General features: G+C 56.7%; 21 protein-coding genes and 1 riboswitch. Of the genes, 9 read left to right on the forward strand and 12 right to left on the reverse strand.

Annotation, left to right across the window (positions count from 1 at the left end; genetic code table 11):
• Positions 1-119 precede the first annotated feature (119 nt).
• Both DC3_RS13120 and pulA read right to left on the reverse strand, forming a co-directional pair.
• Entirely contained in the window at positions 120-3284 is a 3165-nt protein-coding gene (locus DC3_RS13120; RefSeq protein ID WP_186816017.1) for a bifunctional diguanylate cyclase/phosphodiesterase, read from the reverse strand.
• A gap of 282 nt (positions 3285-3566) precedes the next feature.
• Complete coding sequence (gene pulA / locus DC3_RS13125; protein WP_246130659.1) at positions 3567-6878, reverse strand: pullulanase-type alpha-1,6-glucosidase; 3312 nt, start codon at positions 6876-6878, stop codon at positions 3567-3569.
• A gap of 155 nt (positions 6879-7033) precedes the next feature.
• Between pulA and DC3_RS13130 the strand changes: the two genes are divergently transcribed.
• The gene (locus tag DC3_RS13130) at positions 7034-8038 is read left to right on the forward strand and encodes a GGDEF domain-containing protein (protein ID WP_146884994.1); all 1005 of its coding nucleotides are present in this window, start codon (positions 7034-7036) and stop codon (positions 8036-8038) included.
• On the opposite strand, the gene DC3_RS13135 is transcribed toward DC3_RS13130, so the two are convergent.
• Positions 8007-8336 carry a hypothetical protein gene (locus tag DC3_RS13135; RefSeq protein ID WP_146884996.1) on the reverse strand — a complete coding sequence of 110 codons (330 nt, stop codon included), beginning with the start codon at positions 8334-8336 and terminating at the stop codon, positions 8007-8009. The two genes, DC3_RS13130 and DC3_RS13135, sit on opposite strands and share 32 nt — an antisense overlap.
• Before the next feature lie 62 nt (positions 8337-8398).
• Between DC3_RS13135 and ygfZ the strand changes: the two genes are divergently transcribed.
• The 3 genes from ygfZ to DC3_RS13150 are packed head-to-tail and all read left to right on the forward strand — an operon-like array spanning position 8399 to position 10119.
• On the forward strand, positions 8399-9280 hold the full coding sequence (gene ygfZ, locus DC3_RS13140; protein WP_146884998.1) for a CAF17-like 4Fe-4S cluster assembly/insertion protein YgfZ: 882 nt from the start codon (positions 8399-8401) through the stop codon (positions 9278-9280).
• Complete coding sequence (locus DC3_RS13145; protein ID WP_146884999.1) at positions 9281-9706, forward strand: hypothetical protein; 426 nt, start codon at positions 9281-9283, stop codon at positions 9704-9706.
• A 17-nt stretch (positions 9707-9723) separates the two neighbouring features.
• Entirely contained in the window at positions 9724-10119 is a 396-nt protein-coding gene (locus tag DC3_RS13150) for a DUF6896 domain-containing protein (protein ID WP_146885001.1), read from the forward strand.
• 78 nt (positions 10120-10197) lie between these two features.
• On the opposite strand, the gene DC3_RS13155 is transcribed toward DC3_RS13150, so the two are convergent.
• The 4 genes from DC3_RS13155 to DC3_RS13170 all read right to left on the reverse strand — a co-directional run bounded on the left by DC3_RS13155 (position 10198) and on the right by DC3_RS13170 (position 15897).
• Complete coding sequence (locus tag DC3_RS13155) at positions 10198-11508, reverse strand: O-acetylhomoserine aminocarboxypropyltransferase/cysteine synthase family protein (RefSeq protein WP_146885003.1); 1311 nt, start codon at positions 11506-11508, stop codon at positions 10198-10200.
• Positions 11509-11648: 140 nt separating this feature from the next.
• Positions 11649-11757, reverse strand: a riboswitch (SAM riboswitch).
• Between the two features lie 133 nt (positions 11758-11890).
• Positions 11891-13507 carry an alpha/beta hydrolase gene (locus DC3_RS13160; protein ID WP_146885005.1) on the reverse strand — a complete coding sequence of 539 codons (1617 nt, stop codon included), beginning with the start codon at positions 13505-13507 and terminating at the stop codon, positions 11891-11893.
• Between the two features lie 188 nt (positions 13508-13695).
• Positions 13696-14466, reverse strand: a complete 771-nt coding sequence (locus tag DC3_RS13165) for a basic amino acid ABC transporter substrate-binding protein (RefSeq protein WP_146885007.1) — start codon at positions 14464-14466, stop codon at positions 13696-13698.
• A gap of 111 nt (positions 14467-14577) precedes the next feature.
• On the reverse strand, positions 14578-15897 hold the full coding sequence (locus DC3_RS13170; protein WP_186816018.1) for a M12 family metallopeptidase: 1320 nt from the start codon (positions 15895-15897) through the stop codon (positions 14578-14580).
• A 511-nt stretch (positions 15898-16408) separates the two neighbouring features.
• Here DC3_RS13170 and aceB point away from each other — a divergent pair.
• From aceB to DC3_RS13185, 3 genes are all read left to right on the forward strand, one after another.
• Positions 16409-17980: a malate synthase A gene (gene aceB / locus DC3_RS13175; protein WP_146885010.1), complete on the forward strand. Its 1572-nt coding sequence runs from the start codon at positions 16409-16411 to the stop codon at positions 17978-17980.
• Between the two features lie 223 nt (positions 17981-18203).
• Positions 18204-19490, forward strand: coding sequence for an isocitrate lyase (aceA, locus tag DC3_RS13180; RefSeq protein WP_146885012.1), 1287 nt, complete (start codon positions 18204-18206; stop codon positions 19488-19490).
• 118 nt (positions 19491-19608) lie between these two features.
• Entirely contained in the window at positions 19609-20217 is a 609-nt protein-coding gene (locus DC3_RS13185) for a DUF4328 domain-containing protein (protein WP_186816019.1), read from the forward strand.
• Here the strand turns inward: DC3_RS13185 and DC3_RS13190 are convergent.
• From DC3_RS13190 to DC3_RS13205, 4 genes are all read right to left on the reverse strand, one after another.
• On the reverse strand, positions 20214-20648 hold the full coding sequence (locus tag DC3_RS13190) for a hypothetical protein (protein ID WP_146885015.1): 435 nt from the start codon (positions 20646-20648) through the stop codon (positions 20214-20216). The two genes, DC3_RS13185 and DC3_RS13190, sit on opposite strands and share 4 nt — an antisense overlap.
• Positions 20645-21487, reverse strand: coding sequence for an ATP-grasp domain-containing protein (locus DC3_RS13195; RefSeq protein ID WP_146885017.1), 843 nt, complete (start codon positions 21485-21487; stop codon positions 20645-20647). Before DC3_RS13195 ends, DC3_RS13190 begins: the two co-directional genes overlap by 4 nt.
• Positions 21488-21571: 84 nt before the next feature.
• Positions 21572-21991: a tRNA (adenosine(37)-N6)-threonylcarbamoyltransferase complex ATPase subunit type 1 TsaE gene (gene tsaE / locus DC3_RS13200; RefSeq protein ID WP_146885019.1), complete on the reverse strand. Its 420-nt coding sequence runs from the start codon at positions 21989-21991 to the stop codon at positions 21572-21574.
• Positions 21992-22005: 14 nt separating this feature from the next.
• On the reverse strand, positions 22006-22749 hold the full coding sequence (locus tag DC3_RS13205) for a hypothetical protein (protein ID WP_146885021.1): 744 nt from the start codon (positions 22747-22749) through the stop codon (positions 22006-22008).
• Between the two features lie 377 nt (positions 22750-23126).
• Between DC3_RS13205 and DC3_RS13210 the strand changes: the two genes are divergently transcribed.
• Both DC3_RS13210 and aguB read left to right on the forward strand, forming a co-directional pair.
• Complete coding sequence (locus tag DC3_RS13210; protein ID WP_371863437.1) at positions 23127-24176, forward strand: agmatine deiminase family protein; 1050 nt, start codon at positions 23127-23129, stop codon at positions 24174-24176.
• Between the two features lie 75 nt (positions 24177-24251).
• Positions 24252-25121: an N-carbamoylputrescine amidase gene (aguB, locus tag DC3_RS13215; RefSeq protein WP_146885023.1), complete on the forward strand. Its 870-nt coding sequence runs from the start codon at positions 24252-24254 to the stop codon at positions 25119-25121.
• Between the two features lie 43 nt (positions 25122-25164).
• On the opposite strand, the gene ndk is transcribed toward aguB, so the two are convergent.
• Positions 25165-25578: a nucleoside-diphosphate kinase gene (gene ndk, locus DC3_RS13220; RefSeq protein WP_146885024.1), complete on the reverse strand. Its 414-nt coding sequence runs from the start codon at positions 25576-25578 to the stop codon at positions 25165-25167.
• Between the last annotated feature and the right edge of the window lie 93 nt (positions 25579-25671).

The raw sequence follows: 25671 nt of genomic DNA on the forward strand, positions 1-25671 counted from the left end.
CTGGTACCATCAAGTCATTCAAACCCTTTGCATTTTCAGCTGGTTTTCTCCCCCTTTTTTGAAACATACCCGGAACATCCACCCCTGCCGAGACGGGTGGATGTTTTCCTGTAGGTTTTTCAGGGTGTTTCTGGATTCCCCTGTTGCAGGAACTCATGCACGAACTTCACAAAGTCAGGTGCAGGCATGGGCCGGGCATAGTAATACCCTTGCACGTAATCGCAATCGCGGGCTTTGAGCCACTCCACCTGCTGTTTGGTCTCCACCCCCTCGGCAATCACCGTTTTCCCGAGCTGGTGGCTCATGGCGATGATGGCATCGATGATGGGGCTTGAGGTGTCCTCGGTGAGGTTCTTGACGAAGGAACGGTCAATCTTGATGAAGCGGGTGTCAAAGCGGGTCAGGTAGTTCAGGCTGGAGTACCCGGTCCCGAAGTCATCAAGGGCCAGACGGATGCCTGCCTCCTGAATCAGCCGGAACTGTTCTGCAATCTCGAAGGCGTCCTGCAGGAAGACACTCTCGGTGATCTCAATGATCAGACGCTCTGGTAGGATGCCTGCCTCCTGGATGTACCCCATGAAACGCTCCATCGTGCCCTTCTGCAAGAACTGCTTGGCAGACACATTCACAGAGACATCGATGGGCTCCAGATGCTGGGCATTCCACTGTTTGATCTGCTGAATCACTGCCCGGAACACCCAGTCTCCCAGGGCGTGGATCAGGTCGCTTTCCTCGGCAATGGGAATGAAGACCGCTGGACTGATGAACCCTTTCTCGGGATGCTTCCAGCGCAAAAGGGCTTCCGCCTTGACGATGCGGTGTGAATTCAGGTCCAGAATGGGCTGGTAGTACATCTCCAGCTCATTTCTGCGGATGGCCTGTCCCAGCTCAATGGTGAGGGTGCGTTTCTCGACGGCCTGGTCCTGCATGGCCTTCTGGAAGAAGGCGTAGCGGTTCTTGCCGTCGTTCTTGGCGTTGTACATGGCCTGATCTGCGTAGACCAGCAATTTGTTGGCATCGTCGGCATCTTCTGGATAGACTGCGATTCCAATGCTGGCCGTGATGGTCAGGTTCTCCTTGCCAATTCGCACCGGGTGGGACAGGATCGCCAGGATGCGCTCGGCAATCATGGCGGCTGGTGTGATCTCGGTGAGGTGGGTCAGCATGATCACGAACTCATCCCCGGAAAGCCGGGCGAGCACATCGCTGGCCCGGGTGCACATTTTAAGGCGGTTGGCGACCTCCTTCAGAAGTTCATCTCCGGCCTGGTGCCCGTAGGTGTCATTCACTTCCTTGAAGCGGTCCAGGTCGATGAACAGCACCGCACAATTCTGGTCGGTCCGGTGGGTGTTCTTGATCTCCTGCGACAAAAGCTCGAAAAAGAGGCGTCGGTTCGGCAGGTCGGTGAGGGCGTCGTGGTTGGCCTGGTGGCGGATCAGGTGCTCGGTGGTTTTCTGGTCGGTGATGTCCCAGGCAGTTCCCAGCATGCGGAAGGTCTCGGGTGTGGGTCCAGGGAGAACTTTGGCATGGGAGCGCAGCACCCGCACCTTCCCACGGGGCAGGAGCACCCGGAAGTCGGCATGCAGGATGTTCTGTCCCTGCTGCCTTCCTTCGGCCACCGAGCGGAAAAATTCTTCCAGCAGAGGCTGGTCATCGTTGTGGATGCGCTCGTGAATCAGGCGGTACACATCCTGGGTGCTCTGGGTGGGGTCGGCAAGGTGCATCAGGTCGGTCATCTTGCGGTCCATCTCGATGCACATGCTTTCGCTGTCCCACTCCCAGATGCCAATCCCTCCGGCTTCTGTGGCGAGCAAGAGGCGGTTGGACAGGGCCAGCAGTTCCTCACGGGCGGTCTTGCTCTCGGAGATGTCCTGACCCGTGCCGTAGATCATCACCACCTGCCCTTCGCGGTTCTGGGCGGCGCGGCCCCGCAGGTGAATCCAGCGGGCCTTGCTTTTGCTGCTCAGTTCAAGGTCCAGTGCGAAATCGTCCTGTGTGAGCACAGTTTCACTGAATTTTTCCTGCAGGGCCTGCAGGCTGTGGGGGGTCAGCAGGGAAGTGAGCGTTTCCACATCGGGAGCAGGCCCCTCAGAGGTGTACCCCAGCATGCGACGAAAATCCTCAGACCAGTCCAGGGTGCGGTGCACCAGATCCCACTTCCAGCTGCCAATCTGGGCGATGCGGTGTGCCTCGCGCAGGTCCAGCTCGATGCGTTTCTCGCGGGTGATGTCCCAGCTGGTGCCCATGATTTTCAGGGGATGCCCGGCCTCGTCTTTGATCGGGTGGGCCACCACCTTGGTGTGCCGCACCGATCCATCGGGCAAGAGAATCCTGAACTCGGCCTCGTGGGCCTGTCCGTTCAGGGTCTGGAAGGTGAAACCCACCACCTTGGCACTGTCCTCCGGGTGCACCAGACGGGGCCAGTCCTCGAAATGCCCGGTGAATTCCTCGCTGCGAATCCCGTACATCTCGCACATGCGGGCATCCCACTTGAGGGTGTTGTGCTGCACCTCCCACTCCCAGGTGCCCACCCCACTGCTCTCCAGGGCAAATTCCAGCTGGCTTTTCATGCCCTCAAGTTCCTGTCGCATGGCGAGTTCGGAGGTGGCGTCCTGCAGCTCAAGCAGGGTGTAAGTGGTGCTGTCTTCCAGCGTCACCTGACTGACCCCCACCGCAATCCAGACGGCCTGACCGTCTTCACGCAGCCATTTGGTGTGAAATTGCAGGTCGTTCAGGGTGTCATCTTCGAGGCTCAGGCCCACCACCTTCGGCAGGTTCACCTGCGTCAGGTCCTCATGGGGAACCCCCAGAAGTTGTGAGAGCCTGCGGTTCCCCCACACCAGTTGTTCCTGTGCATCCACCACCGCGAGGGCCGTCTGGGCATGTTCCAGGACACCCTGAATGGCACTTCCATCCATGCGGGGGTGTGCTTCAAGGATCACACTGGTGGTTTTCCCGGTGGCCCCCTGAATCGGCGTCAGTGTGAACGGGATGCGTGCATGCCCCACCAGTTCCAGATGCAATTCCTGTCCTCCAGAAAGGGGCTGGCTGAACAGCTGGGACAGCCGCTGTCTGCTGTCTGCTGTCCAGCAACCGAGGTCCTGCAGGGGCATCCCGGAAAGGCGCTCGCCCAGTTTCAGGTCCTGAATGGCGGTCTCGCTGACCTGCAGCACCCTGCCCTCGGGAGACACCAGGAACATCCAGCCCTGCACCCCCTGCAGCATCTGCCGGAGTGTGGAAGAAACCCTGGGAAGTCCAAGTGGATTTTTGTGGAAGGGAATCAAGTGAAGCCTCCTCTGGTGCCTGGATGTCATGTGTCCAGCGTCTGTGGGCCAGACATTTGTTCTGTAAGTGAACTTGATTTAAATTGTAACCCGAAAAATCCAACAGATTTCTCAACAGTAGACAGTTGACAGTTCACAGTTGACAGTTCAGAACGCTTTGGCTCATGTCCTGAAGGTGTATTTAAGAAGCGGCTTCCTCCCAGGATAGAAGAGGAAGCCACTCTGGGCAGTAAGTTTTTTTACTCGCGAATCACCACATGCTTTTGCATGTCTGTGAACTGTCTACTTCACAAGTACAGCCGTGGTCCAGGCCGGCACATTCACCTGGGTTCCACTCACCTGCACCAGCTTGAGGGTGCTGTCGGTGCTCTTCTGCAGCACCGGATGCAGGGTCAGGCCAGAAACACCGGTCTGCACGCTCTGCATGCTGGGGCTGGCATTGAAGACCACCACAATCTTGCTGTAAGGATTGCTGGCACTGGTCTTGCCTGTCAGGGTGTAGGCCAGCACGCTCTCGGGGGTTTCCAGGAAGCTGAGGGCGGACTGCACCTCTCTGGCGGTGGCAAGCCTGAACAGGTCAGAGCTGTAACGCACCCTCAGGAGGTCCTGGAAGTGGTCCCTGGCCCGCAGGATGTGGTTGCTGGCGGGTTTGAGGGCAGGGTTGGAGAGGAGAGGACGCATCAGGTCCCACTTGTCCTGGTTTTTCTCGGCCACAGGCAGGCCTGCACCCCAGCCACTCTCCTGGTAACTGAAGTCCAGACGGTTGAACCAGTCCCCGGAGTTGTAGCTGTCGCGGTCCAGCGACTTGCTGCGCAGCAGGTCATCTCCGGCATGGAAGAAGGGAATGCCCTGGGAGAGCATGATCACGCTGAGGGAGAGGTTGTTCATGCGCACACGGGTGTTGAGATCTGCATTCGCAGGGGCTTTCCACTGGATGGCATCAAAGAGCGTCTCGTTGTCGTGGGCACTGACGTAATTGATGTCCTCATCGGGGTTTGCGGCATACCCTGCAGCACTGTTGCCGTTGTACAGCACCTGGCTGCCTTTGACGGTCTCTCCAGCGGCGTTCTTGAAGGTGAAGTCCCTCAGGTTGCCCGAGATGCCCACTTTCAGCAGGTCGGTGAGGTTTTTCAGGCGGTCCTGCTGCCCGGCGGTCACGCCAAAGCCATTGAAGGAGGTCAGCAGTCCGGTGGCAAAGCCCTGTTCACGCGGGTCGGTGAAGGGGCTTCCGCCGCGCAGTGCGTCCCGGATGCGGTCATTGAAGCTGCCGATGCCTGTCCCGTACAGGTTGAGCTGGGTGGCATTCACGCCCCGTTTGCCGCCCTGCACCTCACCGAAATCCCAGCCTTCGCCATAGACGTAGATCTTCTTGCCGTCCACCCCGTCTTTTGCCAGGGTCAGGGCGTCCAGGGCCTTGCGCACGTTCTTCATGTCCTGCAGCATGTGGTGACCCATCAGGTCGAAACGGAAGCCGTCCACCTTGTAGGCTTTCGCCCAGAACACCACGCTGTCGAGCATCAGTTTTTCCATCATCTTGTGCTCGGTGGCGGTGTTGGCGCAGCAGGTGGAGTTCTCCACGCCTCCATCCAGGTTCAGACGGTGGTAATACCCGGGAACGATCCTGTCCAGCACGGATTTTTCTGCCATGCCTGCAGCATTGGTGTGGTTGAACACCACGTCCTGAATGACCCGCAGGCCTGCCTGGTTGAGGCCCATCACCATCTGGCGGTACTCTTTTGTGCGGTTGGTGGGGCTCACTGCGTAAGAGCCTTCTGGAACCATGTAATGGTAGGGATCATAGCCCCAGTTGAAGGCGTCTTGCTCCTTGATCTTGCTGACCTCTTCCTGCTGTCGGGTGTCGGCAGGACCAAACACAGTCAGGTCGGGGGTGGTTTTCCAGTCTGGTTTGTTCTCATTGATGGTGGCAATGTCGAAGGTGGGCAGCAGGTGGATGGCTTTCAGGCCTGCAGCCGCCAGCGATTTCAGGTGCTTCATGCCTGCAGAGTTCTGCTGGGTGAAGGCCAGATAGGTGCCTCTGGTGTTGGCCGGAACGGTGGCATCCGCAGCACTGAAATCCCGCACATGCAGCTCGTAGATGGAGAGGTCGGTGGGTCTGTCCAGCGCAGGTTTTTTCAGGGCTGCCCATCCTGCAGGCTGGGTGGCGGGATCATTGAGGTCCATCAGCCAGCTTTTTTTGCTGTTCAGGGACAGGGCCACAGAGTAGGGATCGGTGACCAGACTGGTCTCGATTTTTCCAGTCATGGGGTGAAACACACTCACCTGGTACAGGTAGAACTTGTTTTTCCACTTGCTGGGGATGGTGGTGCTCCACACCCCATTGTTGAAGCTGGGCTCGATCTGGTCGGCAGGGTCCGCATCGTTGGCGTTGTTGTACAAGAAGAGCTTCACCGACTGGGCGGTGGGGGCCCACAGCTTCAGGTTGATGTTGCTCTTGTCAAAAGTGGCCCCGAGCGTGCCAAAGTAGGCATACATGTCGTCCAGAACGCCGTATGTTTGCACTCCGGTGGCATCAATGGGCTTTTTGTCGGTGCCAATCACCGAAACGGCAACCTGACCGGCCAGAATGTTGGGGATCTTGCTGAGGTCCCGCTCTTTGATCTTCAGAACGGCATACTCCCTCAGGTGGGGGAATTTCTGGGCCAGCACCTCACTGAGGCCCCTGGACACGAAATCCAGTTCGATGTTGCGACCCCCCTCGACCCCATCTGCAGACAGCTTCAGGCCTGCATTGATGTCGAAATTCAGAAGGTATTTGGCTCCTTCTTTGACACTGCCTGCCTTGATCGCAATCATGTCTTTTGTGAGCCAGTGGGCCTGCTGTTTCGAGAGGTCCCCCACAGCCTGCCTGCTGAGGTCGGGCTTCTCGGTGAAGAGCTTGCTGGAACCGGAAACCAGCCACAGTTCTCTGGGCAGGCTCTTGTCCCACATCATGTCCGGGCCGGGGTCCTTGTCGTCTCCCTTGTGCACAATGAATCCAACTTTTGCAGCGTCGTTTTTCAGGGGCACATCCCAGAAAGCCCCATAATCGGTGATTCCGGTCTGTGCAAAAGGTTTGGTCCACTCAACGGACACGGCAGCATCCTCCCACAGGTGCAGTCCCCATCCCTCATACACGGCATCCGGACGGTTGTAATGGATGCGCAGGGTGTTGTCCGGCTGTGCAGGAGCGGGTCTGGCGTTGGGATTCACTTTGGGCTGTCCGGTGTCAGGCAGGGTGACATTGACCTTGCTGCTGCCCGACACAATCCAGGCCTCTTTGCTCTGGGTCAGGTCCAGAAACTGGTCTGGACCGGGATCTTTGTCATCCCCCTTGTGCACAATGAAACCCAGTTTTCTGGCATCATTTTTCAGCTTGACATCAAAGTAAACACCAAATGCATCTTTGCCCGTCTGCTGGAGGGGCTTGTCCCAGCTGACAGTCACATCGGCATCTTCCCAGGCGTGCAGTCCCCACCCTTCATAGTTCCCATCAGGACGGAAGTAGTGGACTCTGGCCGTGCCCTCAGGCAGGGACTGGGCCAGGGCACAGGTCAGACTGGCGAGCGCGCTGAACGCGAACAGCAGTTTCTTCATGGTTTGTCTCCTTACAGAAGGTATTCTACGTTGAAGCGGTTCCATTATTCAAATCTTGAGATGCCAAGGGCCGTCGGCTCTCGGCCCCTCAACACATGAAAATCTTTCAGACCATGTTAAGCTGAATTACTTCGCAACGAGGGGCACCACAGCGCATGACCGAGCAACGCATCGCCCGTTACCAGGCCATCTTCGAAATTCTTGAGCTGATCTCTGACGACAAGACCACTTCGGAAATCATCAAAAGCACGTACCAGCTGGCCCACCGTGTGGCACGGGTTCCGATCATGCTGATTGCGCTCATCAACCAGAAACACCCTGGCCTCCTCAACATCGAGGTGCTTGAGGAAGGGATTCACACCCAGCTCACCAGTCCCCGAAGAGAAGACGGTCTGGTTGAGTGTGTGCTGCGCGGAGAGACCATCCTGACCGGAGATTTCCAGTCTTTCCTGCGGACCCGCAATTTCGTGGTGCGCTCGACTTTCACCGAGGTGTCTGCCCTGACCACCCGCTCGTGGCTTGGGGTGCCCTTTCGCACCCAGAAGGGCACGGTGGGTGCCCTGTCCTGGCAGTCCTACGAAGGCAACTTCTTTGATGAGGAAGACCTGCATTTTGCCGAACTCCTCGCCAAGCACCTGGGGTTTGCCATCTCCAACGCTGAACTCTGGCATGACCTGAATGAACTGGCCCACACCGATGCCCTGACCGACCTTGGGAACCGCCGGGCCTTCATGCATGACATTGATGAGCGGATCACTGCCGGAAGCCCATTTGCACTGGTGATTGTGGACATCCAGCAGTTCAAACAGATCAACGACACCCACGGGCACCAGACTGGAGATGAGGTTCTGGCTGCTGTCGCAGAGTCCCTTCGCATGCATTCACGTGGCATGGGCAAAGCCTACCGCCTGGGAGGGGATGAATTTGCCCTGCTGACCCTGGCAGATGGCTCTGTGGTGGAACGGATCGTCCTGAAGGTGCAAGACACCCTCAGACACCGCTTTGTGCATTTTCCGGTGCGGGTGAATTCCGGGGTGGCCCTCTTTCCCCAGGAGGCCAGAACCGAAGATGCCCTGTACCATGTGGCCGATCAGGCCATGTACCAGGCCAAACGCAAAAGCACCCTGCTCAGCGAGGAGGGGCAGGCTTCTGATCCCTGAGGTGCATCAGGTCCCGGATCACCAGGTAGGGCAGCAGGGCAAAAGCACCAAAAAACAGGGTCAGTGCAGCAAAAGGGAAACGCAGCCAGTTGTTGTGCTGGATCACGATGTAGGCGGCCATCAGGGCAGAGAGCACCAGGGCATTCAGGTAGGTCATGCGCACAAAATGGCTGGCAAGCAGGATGTTGACATCGACACCGGTCTGAAGCAGGCTGAACAGCAGAACAAGGAGCATCAGCACCCACAGGCCGCCCAGAATCTGGATGCGGAGCAGGCTGGGTTGACGGAGTTTTTCCATGGGGACCCCCTTTGTGGAGTATTGAACGCTTGACGCAGGAGAAAGGGCGTATTCTTGATTTCATGGTACGTTATACCCGCATTCCCAGTTCAAGCCTGCGTGTGACCGGAGCGGACCGGCTGGATTTCCTGACCGGCCAGATGACCGGGCATCTGAAAAATGCCCCCACCCCCGGGCGGGTTCCCTCCCTGTTTCTGAATGTCAAAGGGCAGATTGAGCACGTGGCCCAGGTGTACCGCCGTGACAGCGACCTGTATGTGCACCTGCCCGAGAATGAGGCGGCCATTCTGGCGGCACGCTTCAGGAAATACATCATTTTCGATCAGGTGGACATCGAAGACACCACAGAAACCCTCGCCACCTTCCACATGTGGGGCGATGATCCCGAGGGAGAATTGCCGGGCTGGAACAGGGAAGGACCGGACACCCAGCACATCCAGTGGGAAGAGGATTTCACGGTGCTGGTGTCCCGCATCCGCAGGAGCGAGCAGGTGGGTCTGGACATCCATCTGCTGCGCAGCAAGGTGCTGGACTTCCATGATTTCATCAAGCTGGAAGAGGCCGCCTGGGAAGAATTGCAGATGGAACGCATCCTGGCAGGCATTCCAGACGCCTACATCGATGGGTTCACCGGATACCTGCCCCAGGAGTGCGGGATGGAATTTGCGGTCAGCTACCAGAAAGGCTGTTACATCGGGCAGGAGATCATGGCCCGCATCGAGGCCAGGGGCAATGCCCGCAACCATCTGGTCCGCCTGCGCGGCGAGGACATCCCCAGCTTTGCCGACATCACCCTGGACGGAAAAGTGGTGGGCACCACGGGCATCAGCCTGGGAGACACCTGCCTTGCTGTGTTGCGCAAGGAAATCGAATTCGGAACCCCCGTGCAGATTGAAGAGGCCTCTGCACAGCCCGAAGCCCTGCCTGTCCTGAGTCTGGTGTAAATGCGTCTGGTTGAACAGCTCAGGGCAGCAAAAGGAAAGCCCTCCAGAGAACAGGCCCTGCCCATTTTGCGCACCGTGTACCTGCTGGCCTTTCTGGTGCTGATCGTTCCCATTGCCCTGCTTGGCGTGCTGTTTCTGCGGCACACCTGGGAACCCCTGTATTTCTGGATCTGGATGGGCCTCAGTGTGGTGCTGTCCGGAGCCGTGCTGGGCATGGCTGGACGGGCTTATCAGGAAGAGGCCTCCTTCAAAAGTGCCCTCACGGTGGCCATCCGTCTGGGAAGTGCTCCAGCCGTTCCAGCCCTTTTTGCGGCCCTGAATTACAGCAATGTGGTGTACCTGCTGGCTTTTATGGGCCTCAGTGCGGTGTTTTATCTGATGGGAGCACTGGCCCTCAGGAATTATGCGGGACCTTATCAAAGATGACGCCAGAAGCGGACTTCATGCAGCTTTACAGTCTGTATCAGAACCGAATCAGAGAGGTGATTCACAGGCTGCAGCTTGCATACAGCGCCCACATTTCACCAGAAAACGCAGGGGAGGCTTTTCCGGCCCACGGAGAGCTTGAAGGTCTGGAGTTCCACTTTCACGGTCTGGGGTGTACTGCTCTGCTGGAAGGTCAGGTGGTGGCGTGGGACTGGTTGAGCGTGGAAGGTGACCGACACGATCTGATTGTTCCGTGGATGATGTGGAGGTCTCTGGAACATCTTGAGGGCACAGAAGGCTTCGATGCTTTTAAAGCACAGCTTTCTTTGCTGGTGGAGCAAGGAACCTTGAAGGTCTGGGATGGATGCCAGGATCTCTTGATGGTGGTCCATTCTGCAGAGGCCACTGGATAAAAAACCAAAGCAACAGTCCCCTGGAGGTTCAGGGGACTGTGTGGACACAAAAATTTAGAGCATAAAACAGGAGGATTCTTAAACCAGTGCTGGCACCTGTTTGAGGGCCTGTTCGATGTCCGCAATGATGTCATCGATGTGCTCGATGCCCACCGAGATGCGCACGAGTCCGGGGGTCACGCCAGCGGAACGCTGTTCGGCCTCAGAAAGCTGGCTGTGGGTGGTGCTTGCGGGGTGAATCACCAGGGTTTTGGTGTCTCCGACGTTGGCGAGCAAAGAGGCCAGTTTGACGTTGTTCACGAAGGCTTCCCCTGCAGCGCGTCCCCCTTTCAGTTCGAAACCCAGGATGCTGCCTGCCCCATTCGGAAAGTACTTCTGGGCAAGGGCATGGTGGGGGTGGGACGGCAGGTCGGGGTGAATGACCCGTTCCACTTCGGGATGGCTGCTCAGGTATTCGGCCAGTTTGTGGGTGTTCTGGATGTGGCGCTCTGCCCTTAAAGACAGGGTTTCCAGACCCGTGATGAACAGGCTGGAGTGGTGCGGGCTCAGGGTGGTGCCCAGGTCGCGCAGGTTCTCCACCCGTGCACGGATGATGAAGGCAATGTTGGGGAGGCCCAGGGGATTGCCTTCCCCAAAGACATCCCAGAACTTCAGGCCGTGGTAGCCAGGGCTCGGTTCGGTGAACAGGGGATAGCGTCCGTTGGCCCAGTTGAAGTTGCCCCCGTCCACAATCAGTCCACCGATGGCCTGACCATGACCACCAATCCATTTGCTGGCACTGTGAATCACGATGTTGGCCCCGTGTTCGATGGGACGGATCAGGTAACCGCCCTGCCCGAAGGTGTTGTCCACCAGCACAGCAACCCCTTTTTCGTGGGCCACTTTTGCAATTTCTGCAAGGTCAGGGATGTTGAGGGCAGGGTTCCCGATGGACTCCAGGAACACCCCTTTGGTGTTTTCGTCGATCAGGGCAGCGAACTCCTCAGGTCTTTCTTCGGAGGAGGTGAACTTCACGTTGATGCCCAGTCGGGGCAGCGTCACTTTAAACAGGTTGTAGGTCCCACCGTAGAGGTTGGGGGTGGAAACGATGTTGTCTCCCTGCTGCGCCAGGGTCAGGATGCTGAGCAGCACGGCGGCGTGGCCGCTTGCCACGGCAAGGGCTGCTGCTCCACCTTCAAGAGCGGCAATGCGGCTTTCCAGAACCTCGTTGGTGGGGTTCATGATCCGGGAGTAGATGTTCCCGAACTCCCGCAGGCCGAACAGGTTGGCGGCGTGCTCGGCGTTTCTGAAATTGTAACTGGTGGTCTGGTAGATGGGGGTGGCGCGGCTCCCGGTGGTCGGGTCGGGGGTCTGTCCGGCATGAACCTGCAGGGTCTCAAACTTTGGCATAAAAGGGTCTCCTCCCAGATGTGGATCTGAAAATGGCGGCTCTTGTTTTGAGAGATTGGGGATAAATGAATCCCCCTCTCGTGAAAACAGACATCGTTGTCTGCGCTTTCGAGAAGGGGATGGGGTGTCGTCCATGCCTTCCCTTATCGTTCCTGCCATCCTGGCGGGTCTGAGAGCACCGTGTTGCAATGGGAACCGGTTGCTGTGATGGTCAAGGAGTCAGGTCTCTCGCATCACTCGGGATAAGAGCGTCAGGAGGTCCTGACGTGGGAACCAGTGTACGGGACACAGGCTTTTATTGTCAACAAGTTTTATCAACTATTTTCAGGACAGATGGCTTATGGGCAAACAGGCACCCCGCAGGGTGCCTGTCAAGTCTGGTTCACCTGAAGGGCAGGTGGGGCAGAGGCTCCAGTGGAGGCAACAGAGGCAGATCTTTGAGCGCCTCGATCAGGCCCTGCTGCAAGCCCTGCTTTTGCACCTGACCAGGCAGGACAAAAACCACAGGCGTTTCGGTGCAGGGCCGGGCCAGATTCTGCTGGGGGTTCAGCAGAAAATCGCGCATGATCTGGGTGCCACAGCTGGAATCATAGGATTTTTTGCTGGTGTTCCAGGCAGGGTAGACCACCCCATGGGCCCCATCACGCACATACACCAGTCGTTTGTTGCTGAGGGCCTGCGCCACCCCAAGGGCCTGGCTTTCCGGGGTGATGGGATCAAACCTCCCAGAGAGCAGCAAGGTGGGCAGGGCACTGGGGGTGCGCTGGGCCGCCTGGGCGTCAGAGGCAGGCACAGGCCATTTTGCACAGATGTTGAAGGCGTACTGGTTGTACCCCTGGTAATGCGATTTGAAGGGTTCAACGAGCTGCTTTTCTTTTTCCTGAGCGGCCTGAAGGCTGGTGAAAGGCACGATGTCCGAGCAGAGCACGGAGTTGTAGACCGCTTCGCTGAAGTCATCTTCTTCCTCCAGCACGTAGAGCAGGTAAACAAGCTGGGACCATCTGCTGTACTGACGCTTCTGGGCTTGTTGCAGCAAGGCAGGAATCTGAGGCACAAACCGCTCAGAGTAGGTGATTTGCCGCAACACCCCCAGGAACATGCTGCTGGTCATCTGGAACTGCACCAGCTGGCCCTGGTCATACACAGGCCTCATCTGGTCGTCCAGCAGGGTGACCATGATTTTGTGGGTGTCCTGATCCTGCAGCACTGCTTTCAGGGTGTCCAGCAGGTTTCCGTAAGCGGTCTTGCAGGCGTTGTCCTGCTGGCAGTCTGCATTGAGGTTCAGGAAAGCCTCACTGAAGCGGCCCGGCCCATCAATGACAAACGGCTGCTCAGGGTCAACAACGCCATCGAGCACCACACTGTCGATTTTCTCAGGGTGGTCCCGCATCAGGCGCTGGGCAAGCTGGGTGCCGTAAGAGCTGCCGTAAACCTTCAATTTGCTGTACCCCAGCACACTGGCAATGTCGGCAATGTCGGCTGCACTGTTGCGGGTGGTGTACTGGCCGGGATCGGCAACCCTGCTGACATTCTGGAAGCACTGGGCCTCGGTCTGTGGATAGGGGCAGGACAGAGAGGGAAGCGATTTGCCCACACCACGCTGGTCGTAAACAATCACATCTCCAGTGGCCAGCCAGTCCTGACTGAACTTGTTTTTCGTGGTGGCAAGAATCGGAGCCCGCCAGGCAGAAGTGCCTCCGGGTCCACCTTCAAGGTTGATGGTGGCGGTAGCGGTCTTCTGTCCTGGGGTCTTGTGAATCAGGGCCACCGCAAGTTTGATGTTGCGTCCATCGGGCTTGTTGCGGTTCTCCTTGACCACCACATATCCGCATTCCACATTCTGCGGTGCTGTGGTGCCCGGAAAGAACGGGCATGCCGAATTGGGAACCCGATCAAAACGGGGAGCAGGCCCCCGATCTTCCTGTGGAACCTGGGGATTGCAGGCCACCAGCAGACCCAGAAAAAAGCCTGCAAACAGCCATCTTGAAGTGTGAATCATTCCTTTTCCTCCATGACATTGTCAAACCCTGTCTGTGACTTTCAGAAGTGGATGGCCTGCTTGATGCTTTGATTGTCACAGAGGTGATTTTCATCTGTCGTTGTGATGGTAACACATTCTTTGTGACATCGGATTTGAAGCAAAAGAACAGGGAAGTGGTTTTGCCACTCCCCTGAGACCTGCAGGTTTTATTTCGCAACAATCCACTTTTCGATGAGTTTCTGGTACTCCCCACTCTTTTTCAGGCGGTCCAGCGTCCTGTTGGCAGCCTGAGCCAGATCGCTGTTTTTGGCAAAAGCGATGCCATAATCTTCGGACACCAGGTCTTTGCCTGCCTGCACGAATTGACCTGCCCGCGCTTTCTTCAGGTAATCCACGGTGGGCTTGTCGCCAACGATGGCATCAATGCGCCCGTTCTGCACGTCGCTGAGACCAGAAGCAAAATCATCGTAGACTTTCAGGGTGGCCCCCAGCTTTTTCAGGTTCTCATCGGCAAAATAAAAGCCGGTGGTGTTGGACTGTACCCCGATGGTTCTGCCTTTCAGTGAGTTCAGGGGCCAGCCCAGCTTTCTGGGGTTGCCGTTTTTGGCAATGAAGACCTGGGCACTGGTGAAATAGGGCTTGCTGAAAGAGACAATTTTGGCCCGCTCATCCGTGATGGTGATGCCAGAGATCGCCATGTCCACCCGTTTCGAGGTGACACTGCCGGGCATCAGTTGTCCAAAACCCACATTCTGAATTTCCAGTTTGACGCCAAGGTCTTTCGCAATGGCTCTGGCGATGTCGATGTCAAAGCCAACAATTTCCCCCTTGTCGTTGGTGAATTCGAAAGGCTGGAACTGTGGATCGGTTCCGAGCACCAGGGTTCCTTTCTTTTTGACCTCGGCCACGGTGGTGGCCAGTGCACTTCCGATCAGACTTCCAGTGAGGAGCATTCCCAGCAGCAGGGTTTTCTTCATGGTTTACCTCTCCTGTCAACAATAACATGAGCTTCTGGTCCCTCCGCCAGATGCCGTATTCCAGAAAACAGAAAAGGCCCTGCGATTTCCAGGGCCTTTTGAAATCGAAATTCAGTGTGAGACAGGAATCAGGCGGAAACGCTGGGCATTGGAATCGTTGCAGGTCCACTGTTGCAGTTGCACATCTGCGGTGCTTGAGGAGGGCACATCCAGGCAGATGCCAGAGTGTTTGAAGCCGAACTGCCAGACCCCGGTGGCAACCTGTGCAGGACGCAGAAGCTGGTTTCTCAGGCCGGGATCATCGGGGTTGGCGTGGCAGTCCCACTGGACCAGTTTGGCTCCGGCGGTTTTGCTGATGCCTGAAATGTCAGCACACTTGTTGGAATGGACCGCCTGAATCTGGTAGTACACCCCTTCTGCGGTGTTCACCTGCTTGAAGCGCCAATCCTGGTTGTATAGGGTGTTTCTTTCGATGCAACTGTACTGTTTGACACTGGCCCCATTGGCCGTGGACACGTTGTCCACATCCAGACACTTGTTGCTGGCGAGGTTCTGGATGCGGTAGACCCCTCCGTTGGTGATGCTGGTGGCAGGACCGGTGCTGCCCGGGTAGATGGTGTTGATGCCGGAGATGTCGGTGGCTGTGAGGTTGGGACCATTGCCCACCCGGTTGTAATCCACGCCGCCCACCCTGGGGGTCATGGCAAGGTTGTTGCCCCAGTACAGTCCGTAGTGCATGATGCTGTAAAAGTCGTAAGTGCCGTGGGGTCTGGCCTCACTGTTGATCTGGAACTGGCTGTGCCAGTCTGCAGGGATGTTCTGCCAGTTGATGGTGATCCACTGGTCGCGGTCCGAGCGGGTCTGTTCATGGTGCAACCCTGCGGCGTGGGTCATCTCGTGCAGCGCGGTGTGCTGGCTGTGGCAACCATCGCCCAGTGAGAGGTCCTGTGCGCCTCCGATCATGCCCACGTAGGAATAACAGCCATTTCCTTTGAAGAACCGCACGTAATTGGCCTGATTGGTGCGGGGCACCCAGCGCACGTTGGTGGTGCTGTTGTAGATGTTGACGGCATTCTGAATCAGGCTGGTCTGACCACTGAGGCTGCCATCAATCACATAAGGGATGGTCTTGTTGCTCCAGGGCCTGGTGGTGACAATGGCGGCCTGGGGAGACACCTTGTGGTGTTCTGCATCGGCAGCGATCAGCATGTCTCCCTGGTACATCAGCTTCCCGTCTTTTTCGTAGGCGTGGATGGTGCTGGGGTGTTCGTTTCCTGCAAAGTGCACCTGCACTTTCTGGAAGTTGGGGGTGCTGCTGAAATCCATGTAGTGGGGGTCGGTCACCTGTTGTTGCACCTCAATGGAGGGGCTTGAACAGGAGGCCAGAAGGCCCAGTGAGATCAGGCCAGCAAAAGAAAGGGTTTGTTTCATCAGGGTTCTCCTTTGAATGCAGCACAGGACCAGACACAGAACGGACATCGGGGTTCTGTGGGCACGTGTTCATCCTGTGGAAAATGGACCGGACACAACGCAGACAGGAAAGAGGTCCCGGCGAATGACAGGCTGGAGAGGTGCGGACAGGTTTGCCGCAGGCCTCTCTCCAGCGACGTTTTTTGGAACGTCACAAAGATGTAAGGATTTGTGTACCGGTATAGTAATGGCATTATGCAATGGTTTTTCAAATTTGTATAGACAGATTTGATTTCAGACTTTTTCAGATTGGTGACACCAAGGGTGCGTTGATACCACTTGGGACAGTGGTCTTATATGTCATGTCGACACAAAGATTTGTTGTAGTGCTCCGGTCCCCGTGGTTTACTCCCTGCCTTTGTATACCAGCAGCCTGGTTTATGCAGTCCAGGTCTGTCCTCTACCACCCCCACATTTAAACCGGGTCCAAACCAGGGACTGCAGGCCTATTCTGGGGTCCAAGGAGGGCAAAATGACACAGACCCAGTGGCTGCACACCCCGAGATTGACGCCCCAACAGGCGTCCATCCTCACTCCTGAAGCCCTCGAATTCATCTTCCATCTGGAACGGCGCTTCGGGAGTGACCGCAAGGAACTGCTTGCTGTACGCGCCGTACGCCAGCGTGAAATTGAAGGCGGCAAACACCCCACCTTTCTTTCCGAAACCCGTTTCATTCGCGAAAAAGACTGGCAGATTGCACCCCTCCCACAGGACCTGCTGGACCGGCGTGTGGAAATCACCGGACCCGTGGACCGCAAAATGATCATCAATGCCCTCAACAGTGGTGCAAAAGTCTTCATGGCCGATTTTGAAGACGCGAGCAGCCCCACCTGGGAAAACTGCATCCAGGGCCAGATCAACCTGCGTGACGCCGTGCGCAGAACCATCACCTTTGAAGGAGGAGGGAAGACCTACCGCCTGAACGAAACCCCGGCCACCCTGAAAGTGCGCCCCAGAGGGCTGCACCTCGAAGAGAAACATGTGATGCTGATGGGCCAGCCCATCTCAGGCAGCCTGTTCGATTTCGGGATTTTTCTTTTTCACAACGCAAAAGAACTGCTCCGTCAGGGCTCAGGCCCCTACTTCTACCTGCCCAAACTGGAAAGTCACCGGGAAGCCCGCTGGTGGAACGAGGTCTTTCTCTTTGCCCAGGAGCACCTGGGCCTCCCCAGAGGAACCATCAAAGCCACCGTCCTGATCGAGACCATCCTCGCAGCCTTCGAGATGGACGAGATTCTCTATGAGTTGCGCGAGCACTCTGCTGGCCTCAACTGTGGCCGCTGGGACTACATCTTCTCGATCATCAAAAAATTCAGGCATGATCCAGACTTTGTGATGCCAGATCGGGCGAAAGTCACCATGGCCACCCCCATGATGACCGCCTACTCCAGACTCGCCATCCAGACCTGCCACAAACGGGGTGCCCCGGCCATCGGAGGGATGAGTGCCTTCATTCCTGTCAAGCACGATGAAACAGCCAACCAGAAAGCTTTTGAGCAGGTGCGCCTTGACAAAGAACGTGAAGCCCTGAACGGACACGACGGCACCTGGGTCGCCCACCCCGGACTGGTTCCGGTTGCCCTTGAAGTCTTTGACCGCCTGATGCCTGCCCCCAACCAGATCCACAAACAACTCCCAGATCTGGAAGTGACCCCTGAAGACCTGCTCACCGTCCCCACTGGAGACATCACCGATGAAGGGGTGAAAACCAACATCTCAGTGGGCTTGCAGTACCTGGCTGCCTGGCTGCAGGGGGCCGGAGCCGTTCCCATCCACAACCTGATGGAAGACGCCGCCACTGCAGAAATCTCCCGCGCTCAGCTCTGGCAGTGGATTCACCACCAGCAGCACACCCAGACCGGACGCAAAATCACCCTGGCCCGCGTGAACGCCATCTTGCAAAAAGAACTCGCCCACCTGAAGGCCCTGAATTCCAGACAGGCAAAGTTTCTCGATCAGGCTGCAAAGCTCTATCTGGACTTGCTGGATCAGGAGAGGTTTGAGGAGTTTTTGACGCTGAAAGGGTATCAGCTGCTGGCCTGAAGTCACCCGTAGGGGTGGGCCGCTGGCTCACCCCAAGCCACAGAAAGCAGAAAAAGCTTAAGGACAAGCATCTCATCTGCCCTCGGCCCTCGGCCCTTTCTTGACCTTAAAACGTGCTTGCGGGACGGCCTTCTTGCTCTGACTACGCGCTCACGGGGCGGCCCGTTTCGCGCTGAGCGCCGCGTCGCACTGGTCGCTCGGCATCCGACGAAGGAGGATCATAATGACCTACGCTGAAATCATCGAAAAAACCTGGAAGAGCAGTGAACGCTGGGAAGGCATCAAACGCACCTACACCGCAGAGGATGTGGTCAAACTGCGCGGCAGTGTGATCATCGAGCACACCCTGGCCAAAATCGGGGCCGAGAAGCTGTGGCGTCACCTGAACAGCCCGGGCTACATCAATGCGCTGGGTGCCCTGACTGGAAACCAGGCCATGCAGCAGGTGAAAGCTGGACTGAAAGCCATCTACCTCTCGGGCTGGCAGGTGGCCGCCGATGCCAACAACGCCGGGCAGATGTACCCCGACCAGAGCCTGTACCCTGCAAGCAGCGTCCCGGATGTGGTCAAACGCATCAACAACACCCTGCGCCGCGCAGACCAGATCCACCATGCCGAGGGGGATGACAGCATCGACTGGTTCGTGCCCATCGTGGCCGACGCAGAGGCTGGTTTTGGGGGTCCCCTCAATGCTTTTGAACTGATGAAAGCCATGATCGAGGCTGGGGCTGCAGGGGTGCACTTTGAAGACCAGCTTGCCAGCGAGAAAAAGTGCGGTCACCTGGGAGGCAAGGTGCTGATTCCGACCAGTCAGTTCATCCGCACCCTCAATGCGGCCCGTCTGGCCAGTGACGTGATGGGGGTGCCCACCGTTCTGGTGGCCCGCACAGATGCTGACGCCGCCACCCTGATCACCTCGGACATTGACCCCTACGATGCCCCCTTCATTGACCACAGCAAAGGCCGCACCCCGGAAGGGTTTTACCATGTGCGCTCTGGCATTGAGGCCGCCATTCACCGGGCCCTGGCCTACGCCCCCTACGCCGATGTGATCTGGTGTGAAACCAGCCATCCCAGCCTGGAAGAAGCCCGTCAATTTGCTGAAGGGGTGCACGCAAAGCACCCGGGCAAGATTCTGGCCTACAACTGCAGCCCCAGCTTCAACTGGCGCAAAAACCTGGATGAGGACACCATCGCCCGCTTCCAGAATGAACTCGGGCAGATGGGGTACAGATTCCAGTTCATCACCCTTGCAGGGTTCCACAGCCTGAACCACAGCATGTTCAGCCTCGCCAGAGGGTACCGGGACCGCCAGATGAGTGCCTTTGTTGAGCTCCAGCAGGCTGAATTCGCCTCTGCAGATCAGGGATTCACAGCCGTGAAGCACCAGCGTGAGGTGGGTACCGGCTATTTCGATCAGGTGACCCTCGCAGTCTCTGGAGGGCAGTCGAGCACCACTGCCCTGAAAGGCAGCACCGAGGCCGCTCAATTTGTGGGTGCACACGACTGAGCAGCAAAACCCAGCAAAACAGACAGGCATGGTTGAAACCCCGGACTTTGATCATCCGGGGTTTCACAACATCAATGAAAAAGTTGATTGTAAGAATGGCTGCAATTACACTTCTGGCATGTCCACAAATGCACCGGGTTCCACACAAAAAATCAGCGGTCTTGTTTCAATGGTGTTTCTGGGTTTTCACGTCATTGGCTGTCTTTTGATCACTGTGGTTTGCGAACTCTTCCTGCTGTCTCCAGAAGATTTCGAAGACACCAAAAACCTGCTGAACGGTCTGATTGGGTTCGAAATGATCGGCATGCTGATCACGGCCATCCCTTTCATCACCTGGTTTTTTGTGGCTGCTCTGAACCGTGAAAAACAACTGGGACATGGTCTGCCTGTGGCCCCCTGGTGGGCCATTGGTGGCTGGTTCATTCCCTTTGCCAATTTTGTTTATCCTTATTACCTTGCTGAAGCCATCAGCAAACCTGAGCCTCACATCAAAAGCATCACGCCCCTGATTGGAGCATGGTGGATGACCCTATTGATTCCACTTCTGATCATGCGGGTGCAATCCAAAGCCTCTTTGCCCACCCTGCAGATTCTGGTGTTCGTTGAACTGGGCATGCTGGCAGTTTCTGCGGTTCTGGCGATCTTCATGATCCGCTACATCAACAACCAGCAGCTGAAATTCGCTGGTGTGGTGCAGGCTGCCCCCGTGGATGAGTTCGCCCTCTAGAGTTTGAAAAGGTAATCCTGAAGGCCCTGGCCAGACGGATTCAGTGCTGTCTGAACCCAGGCGTTGCGCTCAGCCCAGATGACCTCCAGTTCCCACACGCAGGCCATGACCCCACTGGAGGAGATGTCCTCGAAGTGATCTGGCCGCTCAAGGGTGGACATGTGTACGCTGCTGAACAACATGTTTTCTCCTGCCCACCAGTGAATCAGCAAATAATTGCCATCTGCACCTGCATGCAGAAGGATGAAGCCCACCCCATGGGTCTCCGGGCTTTCCTGCTTTTCAGGAAGGTGCTGCTGAAGGTAAGGCAGCACCTTTTCCAGGGAAAGCTCCTGTCTGTCCGGATGCCAGATGCTGTAGACCTTGAATGTCCAGTCCTGCAGGTGCAGCAGGGTCACAAAGCGCTTCTGGCGTTCCTCAAATGGGTTCATGGCAGCCGTTCCCGGATGGCCTGTGCAAAATTACGGGCTGCTTCGGGGTGGCTGTTCAGGAAGAGGTTGGGTTCAATCAACTCCAGTTCCATCAACAGCAGGGTGCCCTCCCGCACCACACCATCCACCCGTGCGTACAGAGGAACTTCGGGCAGGGCGGAAAGCACCTTCTGGGCCTGCAGCACAAGTTCCTGTTCCACCTCAATGCCACAGGTCTGGCCTCCGTGCATGCCCTGCACCCGGAAATCGCCCTCTCCGGGGGTTTTCAGAAAAGCATGGCTGAAATGCCCATTGAAAAACACCAGAGAGTACTCCCCAGGATTCTGAATTTCTGGCATGAAAGGCTGCACCAGCAGGGTCACATCCTCAGGCAGATCCAGCAGGGCCTGCAGCGTTTCAGCCTGCAGGGTTCCCTGCACACGGTAAGTGTGGTGGGCCGCCGCAGACACCGAGGGCTTGATCACCAGAGGTCCCCCAGAGGCGGTCACAAGCTCAGGAAGCTTCAGGCGTTCTGTGGCCTCCACAAACTGCGTTGGAATGATGGGGATGCCCTTCTGTTGCAGTTCTTTCAGGTACACCTTGTTGGAATTCCACTGCACCAGATGAACAGAATTGAGCACCTGAATGTTCCTGTCCTGCAGGTGCATCAACCAGCTTTTGAAGGCTTCATGGTGCAGGTAATAATCCCAGGTGCTGCGCAGGATCACCGCATCAAAACGGTCCCACTCGATCCCCGGATCACTCCAGATGGCAGGGACAGGATTTAAAAAAGGGAGGATGGCCTGGTCGTCAGGGGCAAGCCCTTCAAGTCTGGGATAGGTCACAAAAGCAACACGCATGGGGACAGCGTAACCAAAAGTGGCCCTGCTGGGCAGAACCACTTTGCAGGCATCTGACCCATCCACTGCACATGCAAGACAGCATCAGCGAAGTCGGGTGATTTTTCTGCCGTCTGGAACATACTCCAGCTTCAGAATCCAGCCCTGTGGAAAATCGGCATACAGGCTTTCCCCCCACTCGATGATGCTCAGGCGGCAACGCTCCACATAATCGTCCAGGCCCATCTCGTACAGCTCATCAGGATGGTGAATGCGGTAGGCATCCACATGCAGCACCAGTCCCTCTGGTGAAGGGTACTCGTGCATCAGGGCATAAGTGGGGCTGTTCACTTCGCCCGTGAAGCCCAGACCTTTCAACAATCCCTGGGTGAGGGTGGTCTTGCCTGCCCCCATCTCACCTTCCAGAAAAAGCACGGTGCCTGTGGGAAGCTGTGAAACAAGAGTTTGCCCGAAGGCAAACTGCGCTTCGGGCGTTTTCAGCAGGAGGTGTTCTGTGACCTGCATCTCTGAACAGGCCCTCAGGGTGTGGCAGCAGCCTGCACAAAGGCTGCCAGATTGGTGTTGATCTTCCCAAGCTGGCTCTGGTATGCGGAGACCTGTCCACCGGTCAGGTAACCGAGGGCACCCACGAAATCATCAAAGGTCAGTTCCCCGGCACGCGGAGAGTCCTGAATCACCGTGAAATCGTTGGTGGCAGCAGCCAGATTCTGGTAGGCCACATTCTTCTTGCTGTCATTGGCTTTCTTAAGGGCACTGGAGATGCGCGTCAGGTAGGCTTTTTCTACAGATTTCTGAACTGCAGCGTTGTTGCCTGCATTGATGGCCTCCTGCAGTGCAGAACGGTCTGTTCCGCTGAGTTTCAGCTCATCGGCCAGCAGACCCGCATAAACGATGCCTGTGACCTTGTTGTTCTGGGCAATCTGGCTGAAAATGCCGTCATAGATGGCTTTCTGCAGCAACGCTTTGACCTGTCCCACCTGTGCCCCCAGATCAGCAGGGGTGCGCACGATGGCAACGCGGGTGTTCTTCAGGGCAGCGGTCAGACCGGTCTTGATGACATTGGATTCCAGGGTCAGGGCACCAATCTGCTTCTCAGCAGCATCCAGTTTGCTGACGCTCTGGTTGGGCGCGGTCATCTGGTTTTTGACCACATCTGCCAGCAAAGTGCTGACCGAACGGTAGGTATCTACCAGAGAAGGTGCGTTTTGAGCGCTCGCAGCGCTGGAAAGGGTCAGAGCAGCACAGAGAATCCACCTATTCATGTCTTCCCATTATAGCGTGTTACGGGATTTTTACACCTGCCCTGTTTCGTTCCTGTCTTAAGGAAAAACAGATTTCAGTGAGGAATCTCCCAGATGGGGGAATTTCTGCGCAGAAATGAGGATTTGTGGCAAGAAGAGCAGAAGGCCAAAGGCAGAAAGCAGAAGGCCAAGGCAAGGACAGGCAAAAGCTTTTGCAGACAAGTTTTGAATCAAGGATACGTTTAGATCGCATCAAAGCATCCGTTTCAGCCTGTACATCCATGACAAAGCAATACCGAGTTTTGCTTTCTCCCTTCTGCCTTCTGCTTTCTGCAAATCCCAGCCAAAACCGAGTTACCTGACGGTTCCCCACCCATGCACTTGCTAGAATGCTTGTCGTGTTGCACCTGAAAGAACCCACCCCCCATTCCCTTGGATTCCGCATGCCTGCTGAGTGGGCAGAGCACGCCGCCACCTGGATCAGCTGGCCCAGTGACAATGAACTGTGGTTCGGCCATCTGGAGGCGGTGCGCAAGGAATTCACCGAACTGGTCAAGACCATCGCAAGATTCGAGCCTGTGCATGTGCTGGTTCGTGACGATGAAGCCCACCAGGACGCCACCACCCGCCTTGCCGGAGTGGGAGGCCTGACCTTCCACAAGATTCCCCTGGACGATGTGTGGTTCAGAGACAACGGCCCCATCTTCATCAAAAGGGGAGAGGACCTCAGTTTCGTCAACTGGATCTTCAACAGCTGGGGCGAGAAATTCAACTGGCAGAAAGACAATGAAGCTCCAGAAGCTGTGGCAGAGTACCTGGACATTGCCCACTGGGATGTGGATGTGGTGATGGAAGGGGGTTCTCTGGAAGTGAACGGGCTGGGCCTGTGCATGACCACAAAGCAGTGCCTGCTGGAGCCCAAACGCAACCCCAACCTCACCCCTGAACAGCTTGAGGGTTACCTGAAAGAGTATCTGGGCATCACCAAGGTGCTTTGGCTGGAAGACGGTCTGGAGAACGACCACACCGACGGTCACATCGACACCATCATCCGGTTCACCAATGAAAACACCGTGGTGTGCAGCATCGACACCAACGTGGAAGATCCCAACCATGCCACCATGCAACGCAACCTGGACCTGCTCAGGACCTTCACCGATCAGGATGGCAACCCCCTGAACATCATTGAGCTGCCCCTCCCGAAAAATCGTCTGGAACTTGAAGGAGACCGCCTGCCTCCCACCTACGCCAACTTCTACATCGGCAATGGCTTTGTGGTGGTGCCCACCTACGGGGACCCCAATGATGAGCGGGCAATCGACATCCTCAAGCCCCTCTTCCCGGACCGTGAAGTGATTGGTCTCTCCAGCCGGGCCATCATCAATGGTGGAGGCTCTTTCCACTGCGTCACCCAGCAGCAGCCCAAGGGTGTGATCTGGAAGGGGTAACCCCAGGGTGAGCCATCGGCTCACCCCTACAAGGGATTTTGCTGGTGAAAAATCCCCATCTGAAAGGAGGCAACCATGCCCAAACTGGCCGTCATTCAAATGAGCATGACCCAGGTCTTGCAGGAAAATGTGGACAAAGGGGTCAAACTGGTGCGAGAGGCTGCGGCCCATGGTGCCCAGATCATCCTGCTTCCAGAGCTTTTCGAGAATTACTACTTCTGTCAGCTGGAGCGGGAAGAGTATTTTGAACTCGCCCATCCGGTGGAAAACCATCCTTTTCTGAGCACCTTTCAGGAACTGGCAAAGGAACTGAAGGTGGTTTTGCCCATCAGCTTCTTCGAGAAGGCCGGGCAGGCCCACTACAACTCTCTGGCGATGTTTGATGCGGATGGGACCTTCATGGGGGTCTACCGCAAGTCCCACATCCCGGATGGTCCGGGTTATGAGGAGAAGTACTACTTCAATCCGGGGGAAACGGGATTCCGCACCTGGGAAACGAAGTACGGCAACATCGGGGTGGGCATCTGCTGGGACCAGTGGTATCCCGAGTGTGCCCGCATCATGACCCTGCTTGGCGCTGACCTGCTGCTGTACCCCACCGCCATTGGCAGTGAGCCTGCAGAGGTTGCAAGCCCCAACAGCCATTTCATGTGGCAACGGGCCATGATCGGTCACGCCGTGTCCAACAGTGCTTACGTGGCTGCTGCCAACCGCATTGGCACCGAGAAAATCGAGCATGCCGAGGCCACTTTCTATGGTCACAGTTTCATCAGCGACTACACCGGAGACATCAAACAGGAACTTGATGAGGAGACCGAGGGTGTGCTGTACCTGGATCTGGACTTCAAGGAAGCCCGCAAATTCCGCGCCGGGATGGGTTTCTTCCGGGACCGCAGACCACAGCTGTACGGGCCCCTTCTGACGATGGACGGGAAGACCAGATAAAAGAAGAGCGAGGCTTGCCTCGCTCTTCTTTTATCTCAGGGGATTAAAGCAGTTCTTCGCTCTTGAAGAACAGGCCCAGTTCGCGTTCAGCGCTTTCAGGGCTGTCAGAGCCGTGGGTCACGTTTTCGCCCACGAAGGTGGCGTAGTCGCCCCGGATGGTGCCCACTTCGGCGTTGGCGGGGTTGGTGGCGCCCATCATTTTGCGCCAGCCAGCGATCACGCCTTCCCCTTCAAGGGCAATGGCGACCACAGGGCCGGAGGTGATGAATTCCACGAGGCCATCGAAGAAGGGTTTGCCCTGGTGCTCGCCGTAGTGCTTCTCGGCGACTTCGCGGGGGATGACCATCTGCTTGAGGCCCACAATGCGGTAGCCTTTTTTGATGATGCGGGCGAGAACTTCGGCAGTGAGACCGCGTTTCACGCCGTCGGGTTTGATCATGGCAAAAGTACGTTCCATAGCTGTATCAGCCTAGCGTATAAAACTGGGCTAATCAAGTTGCTTCTGTCCTCTGTGGCCTGGGGTAAATTGAAGCTTTTGTTTGTTTTTCTG

Origin of the sequence: Deinococcus cellulosilyticus NBRC 106333 = KACC 11606 (assembly GCF_007990775.1) — a bacterium.
Classification (GTDB): Bacteria; Deinococcota; Deinococci; order Deinococcales; family Deinococcaceae; genus Deinococcus_C; species Deinococcus_C cellulosilyticus.

What these genes read in the sequence shown, in the direction of transcription:
- DC3_RS13205 (WP_146885021.1), bottom strand. Translation starts at nt 22,749, where the DNA reads ATGAATAGGTGGATTCTCTGTGCTGCTCTGACCCTTTCCAGCGCTGCG.
- DC3_RS13145 (WP_146884999.1), top strand. Translation starts at nt 9,281, where the DNA reads ATGCGTCTGGTTGAACAGCTCAGGGCAGCAAAAGGAAAGCCCTCCAGA.
- DC3_RS13155 (WP_146885003.1), bottom strand. Translation starts at nt 11,508, where the DNA reads ATGCCAAAGTTTGAGACCCTGCAGGTTCATGCCGGACAGACCCCCGAC.
- DC3_RS13190 (WP_146885015.1), bottom strand. Translation starts at nt 20,648, where the DNA reads ATGAACCCATTTGAGGAACGCCAGAAGCGCTTTGTGACCCTGCTGCAC.
- DC3_RS13185 (WP_186816019.1), top strand. Translation starts at nt 19,609, where the DNA reads ATGTCCACAAATGCACCGGGTTCCACACAAAAAATCAGCGGTCTTGTT.
- DC3_RS13165 (WP_146885007.1), bottom strand. Translation starts at nt 14,466, where the DNA reads ATGAAGAAAACCCTGCTGCTGGGAATGCTCCTCACTGGAAGTCTGATC.
- DC3_RS13170 (WP_186816018.1), bottom strand. Translation starts at nt 15,897, where the DNA reads ATGAAACAAACCCTTTCTTTTGCTGGCCTGATCTCACTGGGCCTTCTG.
- DC3_RS13160 (WP_146885005.1), bottom strand. Translation starts at nt 13,507, where the DNA reads ATGATTCACACTTCAAGATGGCTGTTTGCAGGCTTTTTTCTGGGTCTG.
- aceB (WP_146885010.1), top strand. Translation starts at nt 16,409, where the DNA reads ATGACACAGACCCAGTGGCTGCACACCCCGAGATTGACGCCCCAACAG.
- DC3_RS13195 (WP_146885017.1), bottom strand. Translation starts at nt 21,487, where the DNA reads ATGCGTGTTGCTTTTGTGACCTATCCCAGACTTGAAGGGCTTGCCCCT.
- ygfZ (WP_146884998.1), top strand. Translation starts at nt 8,399, where the DNA reads ATGGTACGTTATACCCGCATTCCCAGTTCAAGCCTGCGTGTGACCGGA.
- DC3_RS13150 (WP_146885001.1), top strand. Translation starts at nt 9,724, where the DNA reads ATGCAGCTTTACAGTCTGTATCAGAACCGAATCAGAGAGGTGATTCAC.
- tsaE (WP_146885019.1), bottom strand. Translation starts at nt 21,991, where the DNA reads ATGCAGGTCACAGAACACCTCCTGCTGAAAACGCCCGAAGCGCAGTTT.
- aceA (WP_146885012.1), top strand. Translation starts at nt 18,204, where the DNA reads ATGACCTACGCTGAAATCATCGAAAAAACCTGGAAGAGCAGTGAACGC.
- DC3_RS13135 (WP_146884996.1), bottom strand. Translation starts at nt 8,336, where the DNA reads ATGGAAAAACTCCGTCAACCCAGCCTGCTCCGCATCCAGATTCTGGGC.
- aguB (WP_146885023.1), top strand. Translation starts at nt 24,252, where the DNA reads ATGCCCAAACTGGCCGTCATTCAAATGAGCATGACCCAGGTCTTGCAG.
- DC3_RS13130 (WP_146884994.1), top strand. Translation starts at nt 7,034, where the DNA reads ATGACCGAGCAACGCATCGCCCGTTACCAGGCCATCTTCGAAATTCTT.
- pulA (WP_246130659.1), bottom strand. Translation starts at nt 6,878, where the DNA reads ATGAAGAAACTGCTGTTCGCGTTCAGCGCGCTCGCCAGTCTGACCTGT.
- ndk (WP_146885024.1), bottom strand. Translation starts at nt 25,578, where the DNA reads ATGGAACGTACTTTTGCCATGATCAAACCCGACGGCGTGAAACGCGGT.